At 59.6% G+C, this 8,742-nt stretch carries 6 protein-coding genes; 1 reads left to right on the top strand and 5 read right to left on the bottom strand.

The window, feature by feature from the left end; all coding sequences use genetic code 11:
- Positions 1 to 7 precede the first annotated feature (7 nt).
- Positions 8 to 1,714, top strand: coding sequence for a bifunctional protein-serine/threonine kinase/phosphatase (locus MET49242_RS00395; protein WP_036279278.1), 1,707 nt, complete (start codon positions 8 to 10; stop codon positions 1,712 to 1,714).
- Positions 1,715 to 1,816: 102 nt separating this feature from the next.
- On the opposite strand, the gene MET49242_RS00400 is transcribed toward MET49242_RS00395, so the two are convergent.
- The 5 genes from MET49242_RS00400 to MET49242_RS00420 form a co-directional block, all read right to left on the bottom strand.
- Positions 1,817 to 2,395, bottom strand: a complete 579-nt coding sequence (locus MET49242_RS00400; protein WP_036279282.1) for an HdeD family acid-resistance protein — start codon at positions 2,393 to 2,395, stop codon at positions 1,817 to 1,819.
- A gap of 255 nt (positions 2,396 to 2,650) precedes the next feature.
- Positions 2,651 to 4,270 (bottom strand): adenylate/guanylate cyclase domain-containing protein, encoded by a 1,620-nt coding sequence (locus MET49242_RS00405; RefSeq protein ID WP_036279284.1) that lies wholly within the window; start codon positions 4,268 to 4,270, stop codon positions 2,651 to 2,653.
- Positions 4,271 to 4,297: 27 nt separating this feature from the next.
- A complete protein-coding gene (locus tag MET49242_RS00410) occupies positions 4,298 to 4,669 on the bottom strand; it encodes a response regulator (RefSeq protein ID WP_036279326.1) in 372 nt (123 codons plus the stop codon).
- 16 nt (positions 4,670 to 4,685) lie between these two features.
- Positions 4,686 to 7,457, bottom strand: a complete 2,772-nt coding sequence (locus tag MET49242_RS00415) for a response regulator (RefSeq protein WP_036279287.1) — start codon at positions 7,455 to 7,457, stop codon at positions 4,686 to 4,688.
- Between the two features lie 3 nt (positions 7,458 to 7,460).
- The gene (locus MET49242_RS00420; RefSeq protein WP_051133878.1) at positions 7,461 to 8,732 is read right to left on the bottom strand and encodes an urea ABC transporter substrate-binding protein; all 1,272 of its coding nucleotides are present in this window, start codon (positions 8,730 to 8,732) and stop codon (positions 7,461 to 7,463) included.
- Positions 8,733 to 8,742 lie beyond the last annotated feature (10 nt).

Raw genomic sequence — 8,742 nt, forward strand, 5'->3', positions numbered from 1 at the left:
GTCGATTTTGCTCACCCGCTACGATCATGATCTTCGAGTCGAAGCGGGCTTCGCCAGCCGGGCGGGCCGGCGCCCCGACAATCAGGACTATGTCGGGGTCTGTTTCGGTCCGCGCGGCGCAGGGGCGTTGCATGGCGTGGTCGCCGCCGTCGCGGATGGCGTCGGCGGCCACAAGGGCGGGCGCGAGGCGGCCGAAACCGCCGTGCGCGCGTTCATGGAAGGTTATTACGCCCAGCCCGAGACGCTGGGCGTCATTCGCGCGGCGGCGCGGTCGCTCGAAGCGGCCAACGCCTGGATTGCGGCGCAGGCGCGCGTCGATCCGGCGCTTGAGGGAATGGCGACCACCTTCAGCACGCTGATTCTGTCGCGGCGCGCCGCTTTCGTCCTCCACGTGGGCGACACGCGCATCTATCGCTTCGACGCCAATGGTCTGGAGCAGCTGACGAAAGATCACGTCGTCGGTCGCGGCGAATTCGCCAATGCGTTGCGCCGCGCCGTGGGTTTCGAGGACACGCTGCTTTTCGAGCATGCGTCCCATGGTCTCAGCCTGCATGATCGATTTCTGCTTTGTTCGGACGGCGTCCATGGCGCCTTGCGCCACGCGCGGCTGCGCGATCTGCTCGCCGAACGGCGCTCGCCTCGGGAAACGTCGCAAAAAATCGTCGAGGCGGCGCTGGACGCCGGAAGCAGCGACAATGTCACCGCTCTCGTGATCGACATCGTCGATCTGCCCCCGGCCGATGAACGCGCCTTGTCGCGCACTGTGTCGGCTCTTCCAGTTCGCGACCTGCCGGCTGCTGGAGAGACGGTCGACGATTTCCGGCTCGAAGCCGTCATCTCGGAGGGGCGTTACAGCCTGCTGATGCGCGCGACCGACCTGCAAAACGGCAAGGCGCTCGCGCTGAAGTTTCCGCATCCTCGCATTGCGGACGACGCGACCTACAGGCTTGCCTTCGTCAATGAAGCCTGGGTCGCTGCGCGGGTGAGGAGCCCCTTTATCGGCGAAATCGTCGAATTGCCGCCGGGCCGTCAGACCCGCCTCTATTCGGCAATGCCCTTCTACGACGGCGAGACGCTGGAGCAGCGCCTGCGGCGCGGCCCGAAAATGAATATCCCGGAGGGGCTGTCGATCGCAACGCGCCTTTCGCGCGCGGTCGCGACGCTTCATCGCTCCGGCGTCATCCATCGCGACATAAAGCCCGACAACGTCATTCTCCTTCACGACGGCGGGTTGCGGCTCGTCGATCTCGGCGTCTGCCGCGCGCCGCATCTGGACGATTTCCCGACACAGGACATTCCCGGCACGCCAAGCTACATGGCGCCGGAGCTGTTCCAGGGCGCCGCCGGCGACGAAATGTCCGATCTCTACGCGCTCGGCGTCACCGTCTACCGCATGTTCAGCGGCGCCTACCCCTATGGCGAAATCGAACCCTTCAGCAATCCGCGTTTCGGCAAGCCGCAGCCGCTCGGCGCGAAGCGGCCCGACCTGCCGGCATGGCTCGACGGCGCGGTCATGACCGCCGTCGCCGTCAATCCGCGCGACCGCTTCGGGGACGTTCTCGAGTTCGCCTTCGAACTCGAGAACGGCGCAGCGCGAGCGGAGCCGGCGCGGCCGCGCAGGAAATCGCTTTACGAACGCAACCCGCTCATCTTCTGGCGATGGTTGAGTCTCGTGCTGGCCTGCCTGTTGATCCTCTCGCTGGCGGCTCGATGAAGGCAGGCGAAAACGACGGCAGGCCGATCGCCGGCGCGCCGCCGTTTTCCATCAACCTGGCGTCGCCTGAATCGGCGATCAAACCCGGCGTTTCGTCGCCATTCACATGAGAGGGCCTTCCGAAATCGCCCGCAGGCCGAAGCCCAAGGCAATGATCGACATGCCTTTGAACAGCAGATCGACGCCGATAAAGGTCCCGATCACCCAATTACCCGTAAACGGCCAGCCGACGAGCAAAAGCGCGCCGAGGAACAGGCTTACCGCGCCCTGAGCAAGGTAAATCCACAATCCGTCGACGTGAGCGGAAATGGCGAAGCCGATCGTCGTCAAGCCGCTCACAAGAAAGTAGAAGGCGAGCAGCAATGTGATGGCCTGCGCGCCCACCAATGGCCGCGTCAGCAACATCACGCCGACGATGCCGACGAGCGCGGCGGACAGGACGTGAACGAAGAAGCCGGACCAGAGGCCCGCGACCGAGATATCAAAGAACAGGATCGCCACCGCCGATGTGACTAGGAGCGCGCCAAAAAAACCTACAGCAATCTGGGTCGCGGCTCGGGCGCGTATCAACGCAAGAATGCCAAGAGCGCCGATTGCAATTCCGAGCGCAAGAGTCCAGCCCCAATGAACGGCGAGCACGTCAGGCGCTTCGGCGACAAAAATATCGAATGGCTTCGTCATGTGAGACCTCCAGAAAGAGTGCGCCCCTTGATATCAGGGCGCGAGGGTGATGCCCACTCCCTGCTCAATGTCATCCCGGGCCGTTGTGACATCAACGACCTTCATCTCCCGGCAAACATCGGGACCTGCGAGAGCGCAATCGGAAAGGCGACATTGTGCAGATTTGGAATCGATCCTTTTGCGAAGGCGCGTGGGAGGGAAGCCGGAGCCCAAGAGGAGCGCGCCCGGCGGGCCGCCTTTCTGTTCGATTGGCGACTATACTCTCCTGATCAGAAAATAAGTTTGCAATAAACCCTTGCCTTTGATTTCAAGGCCGCCGCGCGGCTCGAAAACGAATTCATCGCGCAAGTGCTCATAGGTCGCTCTCGAAACCTGGATGCAGCCTGGCAGGCTTGTCGACTCGAGTCTGCTGGCGACATTCACTGCGTCGCCCCAGATATCATAGACGAACTTATGCGTGCCGATGACGCCCGCGATAACGTCGCTGGAGTTTATGCCGATTCTGATCTCGAGCCGAGTCGGCAGTTCGTCGTTGAGCTTCCTCAGCGTCTCGATCATCGCCATCGCCATATTCCCGACGGCGTGGGCGTGATCGTCTCGCTGGCCGAAAAGCCCGCAGGCGGCCATATAGGCGTCGCCGATTGTCTTGATCTTTTCGACGCCGAATTTGACCGCGAGCCTGTCAAAGGCCGAGAAAACCCGTCCCAATACGCCAACCAGTTCAGGGGCGGACAGTTTGGAGGAGAGCTCCGTAAAGCCGACAAAGTCGGCAAACAGAATGGTCACATTGGCGAGATGGTCAGCGATGACCGTTTCCCCGTCTTTCAAACGATCGACGATCGGCGCCGGGAGAATATTGAGGAGCAGCTGTTCGGATCGCTCCTTCTCGACTCGAAGGGCTTCCGACGCCTCGCGTTCACGATCGCGCAGGCGCTTTTTCTCTAGGGACGACCCGATGCGGGCGCGCAGAAGCACCGGTTCGAAGGGTTTTGCGAGATAATCCTCCGCGCCGGCCTCGATGCATCTGACGATCGTGTCGATCTCATTTAAAGCCGAAATCATGATAACGGGAATATCTCTCAAAGATAAATCTGATTTCAGGATCGAAAGGACATCGAAGCCGCTGATGTCGGGCATGAGCAGATCGAGCAGGACGAGATCGAATTGCGCCTGCTTGACGATCGCCAGCGCTGATGACCCGTTTTCAGCCAGCACGACCGCGTGGCCCTGTCGCTCGAGGCGCCGCTTCAAGAGATCGCGATTGGACGCGTTATCGTCGACGACCAGAATGCGGCTCGGCAACGAAGCGGCGCTGTCGGTTTCGCGTTCCGAAATCGGTTGGACAGATGTGACGAAACGGCGCGCGACCTCGGCCGAGACCGGCACGGCGCCGGCGTCCCCTGTCGAAACCATATCTTCGGGGAGTGAAAAATTCACCACCCCCTCGATCCGCTCGAGAAACCGCGAAGCCTCTCCAAGGAGCTGGTCGAGATCCTCGACCAGCGCGCTGGATTTATCAATCTCTACTGCGTCTTCACGCAGCATCTCGCCATACCCCTTGATTGCGTTGATCGGGGTGCGGAGGTCATGACGCAAGCGTCGTCGATATTCCTCGGGATCGTCGCTCGCCTTTCGCCGCTGCGAACGGACAGGACCCACCAATGATGCAATGAGACTGCTGAGCGAGCGGGTGGCGAGCTGAATTTTTTCGAGGTCGTCGCGGAACTGGGTCTGACCGTTCTTCTCAGCTTCGTCCAGTAAAATTTGGGCATAGCCAGCGATCGCCTCGGCGGGCGCGCTCAATTCCTGCTTGATATAGGCGATCAGGGCGCGGTCGATCCTGTCGACGGATGGTTGGTCGCCGTGTGAAATCATTTCAATTATCCGGAGACTCGGCCAAGGTCACGGGACGGAATCGAGCAAGGCTGTGATCTTGCCCAGGAGCCGTGTGATCTCGACCGGCTTGGTGTCATAGTCTTCGCAACCCGCTTCGATTGCTTTTTCCCGGTCTCCCGCCATGGCGTGGGCTGTTAAAGCAATTACGGGAATCTTCCGCGTGGCTTGATTCTGTTTGACCTGACGAGTCGCCTCCCATCCGTCGATCACGGGAAGGCTCATATCCATCAAGATGAGGTCGGGCGTTTCCGACGCAGCCATCTCGACGCCCTGCCGCCCGTCTACAGCAATCACGACGTCATAGCCATTGCGCTTGAGACGTCTCGAAAGCATGTCCCTGTTCATTTCATTATCTTCGACAAGCAAAATCTTCGCCACCTGTCCGTCTCCATCGTCAATCAGCATGAACGGCGGCGTCTGCTGCGCTCGAATTGAGGCACTGACGCATGATCGTCACCAACTCTCCAAGATAGTCGTGATCCTTTGTAATGATGTCGGCTCTCAGTTCGCGCAGCTTGCGAATATCCTCGTCCGTGAGCTCCTTCGCCGTGACAATGATCACCGGCAGCCGATCGAACGCGCGTTGCTTGCGCAGTTCGCGCAGAAACCCGAATCCATCCAGATTGGGCATCATCAGGTCGAGAAGGATAAGGTCTGGCGCCGGATTTCTTGAAAGCCAGTCCAGCCCGTCCTGCCCATTGACGGCGGCTTCGGCCTTGTAGCCGACGCCCGTTACGGAGCGGCAGAGAAGGTCGCGCGTCGCGGAGTCATCCTCAATGACGAGCACCCGGTTGTCTCTGGAGCCGCCACAGTAAGTCTCCAGCAAAGTCGTCAGGCGCTGCCGATCGATCGGCTTTGTCAGAAGTTCCGCAGCCCCGAGCGGGATGGCCAGCGCGCGCTCGTTCAGGATCGTCACCATTATGACAGGGATGTTTCGCAGCTCCTCATCCTCCTTGAGCTGCTTGAGCACGCTCCAGCCGTCGAGCTGCGGCATCATCACGTCGAGAGTGATGGCGTCTGGCTTATGCCGTCGCGCCAACGCCAGCGCCTCCAGCCCGTGTCGCGCCGAGATCACATGATAGCTCTTGTTCTCCAGCGTTCTCGTAAGCAGGTCGCGCGCCGTCGCGTCGTCGTCGACAATCAATATTGTTGCGTGCGACTTGGACGCATCGGGCTCCGCCTTCATTTTTTCTGGGACTTTCTGCTGGTCCGGAAGCGTTATGGTGAAGGTCGACCCCGCGTCCGGCGCGCTCTGGACGGAAATTTGTCCGCCGAGCGCATTACAGAAATGTTTCGTTATGGCCAATCCGAGGCCCGTGCCGCCAAAGCGCTTGGTTGTCGAGGCGTCCGCCTGGGTGAACGCCAGGAATAGCCTGCCGAGTTGCTCTTCGGTCATGCCGAGGCCCGTGTCCGAAACACGGAAAACGACGGAAGCTTGGGCGTCGCGCTCGACAATCAAGGTGACTTTCCCCTTGCTCGTGAACTTGTTGGCGTTGCTCATGAGATTGAGCAGGCACTGTTTTACTTTCGTCTCGTCCGAATGGAAGCTGCCCGCGTCATCCGGACAGACGAGTTCGAGCGCATTCCCGTTCTTCTCGGCAAGGGGCTGAACGATCGACATAACCTCATTCACGAGCGGCCGGATGTCCACCTTCTCGATGAAGACTTCCATTTTTCCAGCTTCGATCTTCGATAGGTCGAGAATGTCATTGATCAAACCGAGCAGGTGCCGGCCGGCGCCCTCGATCTTCTTCAAATCCTCGAGGGGCTCGGCGTCTCCTTTGTCGAGCGCGTCCTCCTGAAGCATTTCGCTATAGCCGATGATGGCGTTGAGCGGGGTGCGCAGCTCGTGGCTCATATTTGCGAGAAAAGCGCTTTTGGTCTTGCTTGCCTCCTCGGCCGCCACGCGCGCGACCGATAATTCTTCGTTCGCCATCTGGAGCTCACGCGTGCGCGCCCGGATCTTGTCCTCCATCGAGCCATAGAGTTCGCGCAGTTCCCCCGTCATGGAGCGAATGGCCGTCAGAAGGTGACCCGTCTCGTCGCGGCTCTCTATCTCGAAATTTGCGTCGAGGTCGCCTCCGGCGACCTTTTCCGCGACCCCGACAGCGGTCTTGATCGGCCTTGTGATCGTTCGCGCGACAGCCATGGCGAGAACGATGATCGGAGGAATCATGAAGAAAAGCAGCCAGAGCGTCGCATCTCTCTGCGCCCGTGTGAGCGCAAAGGCCTCCGCGGTCCTCTGCTGCACGACCATGCCCCACCGGAAAGAAGGAACATAGGTCCATGAGGCGACGACTGGTTTGTTTTCGACGTCGTCGAACAGTCCTGAGCCATGAACGCCAGCGAGCGCCCTTGCGAGCGCGGGAAAGGCGCCGCGGACGAGCGGGGTTTTTATGCTGAAAGGCCTGGAAGCGTCATTCCTCAGCGGGTTTACGACGACCATCTGGTCTTGATTGAGATGAGCCGCGACGAGCACCTCTCCAGTCTCGCCGAGACCTGTATAATCATTGATCACGCTATACAGTTCTTGATTGTTGAGCTGGAACACGACGACGGCGACGACGACGCCGTTGTCGAGAATGGGGCCCGCGATAAAGGCGGCTGGCTCTTTCAACCCCGGATAGATCTGGAAAGCCGATATCTCCGCCTGCAGCAATGTTCGCGCCCGGTCGATCGTGTTTGAAAGCTCCGTATCCTTGAGCGGTCCGCCGAGCAGATTTTCCTTGAAAAGATCGACATCCGATTGGACGAAGAGCGCATCGCCATCGGGCGAGACAAGAGCGCAGTCGACATAGTTGAAGGTGTCCGCAAGTCGGCTGAGAGTTGCGCCATGTTTCGCGACCGCCCGGCGATAATCCTCCGAATCTTTCCCGTTCTTCCGTATCGCTTCGGAAAATTCGCGAGCGGCCTCGCTGATCGAAGGACTATGCATGAGGGATTCGACGCTCTTGATTTTCTCGAGCGTCAGATTCTCGAGTTGCTCGACCTTCTTCTTCGCGACGACCTGCAGCGACGTTTGAACCGTCTGCTCGAGCGATTCACGTGAGATGTCATAAGTCCGCCAGGCGAGCAGCGCGCAGGAAATAATATTGATCGCGAGGAACCAGAAGATAATCTTGGCTCCAATGGAGCTTCGCAGAAAATTGAGGCTGACAGGCTTCATGGATCAGTCCGCTTCGACGGGGTTGGCCCATTTTCCGCCCCATCGGTTATACATGGCCGTCAGAAAATTTTCCCATTCGGCCTTCGTGCGAGACGGCGGATAGGGAACAGGGCGAATGGGATGGTCGACCGTCCAGACGAGTTCGATTTGCCCGTCGGGCCGAATTTTGCCGACGGAGAAAGAGCGCCAGGCGTGCTGCGTGTAGGGATCGACGGAAACCAGACCTTCGGGAGCGTCTAGGGTCTCCGTCAACATCGTCCGCTTGACCCTCTGAACGTCCAGCGATTGCACTTCCTGAACGGCCTTTGCCCACAATCTGACGCTGAAATAGGAGGTGGCGATCACGTCGCTCGTGACGCGGTCTTCGCCGTATTTGGCTCGAAAATTACGAATGAACCTTTCGTTTTCCGGCGTCTTTATCGCCGCGAAATAGCTCCAGGCGCTGTAATGGCCCTGAAGATTGTCGATCGGCAGGCTGCGAAGCTCTTCCTCGCCGATGCTGACCGAGACGACGGGGAGCTTCCCGGCGGAAAGTCCGGCGTCGGTCAGCGCCTGATAAAAGGCCTTGTTGGAATCGCCCACGACCGAGCTGAGAACGACGTCCGGCTGCGCCGTCTTTATCTTTTCGACCGCTCTAGAGACATTGGAGCTTCCGAAGAAAATGTAGTCCTCGCCGACGAGCTCCGCGCCCAGCGCCCGGATCGTATCCTTCATGATTTCGTTGATGCTGCGCGGCCAGACATAATCCGAACCGATCAGATAGAATCTCCTGCCGATATGATCGAGGCTCCATTTGATGGCCGGAATGACCTGCTGATTCGGCGCCGCGCCCGTGTAAATTATGTTGGCGGATTGTTCGAGTCCCTCATAGGCCATCGGATAAACCATCAACTGTCCGTATTTCTCTATGACGGGCGCGACGGTTTTTCGGCTCGCGGAAGTCCAGCATCCGAAGATCACGGACACGTTTTCCTGCGTGATGAGGCGTTCGGCCTCCTTCGCGAATGTCGGCCAGTCGGACTTCCCGTCGGCGATGACAGTCTCGATCTTGCGGCCCAACAAGCCGCCTTTCGCATTGATCTCGTCGATGGCGAGGAGTTCCGCGTCGACCATCGAGTTTTCGCTGATCGCCATGGGTCCCGAGCGGGAATGCAGGATCCCGACCTTGATCGGCGCGCTTTCCCTGGTGGACGAAAAAGCCACGGCGGCGAAAAGCGCCGCGCAAGCGACGGCGATGACGCCTATCGACGCGCTGTAAGAAGCCTTGAGGTCCATTATTCCGGAT

Source organism: Methylocystis sp. ATCC 49242 (genome assembly GCF_000188155.2).
GTDB lineage: Bacteria > Pseudomonadota > Alphaproteobacteria > Rhizobiales > Beijerinckiaceae > Methylocystis.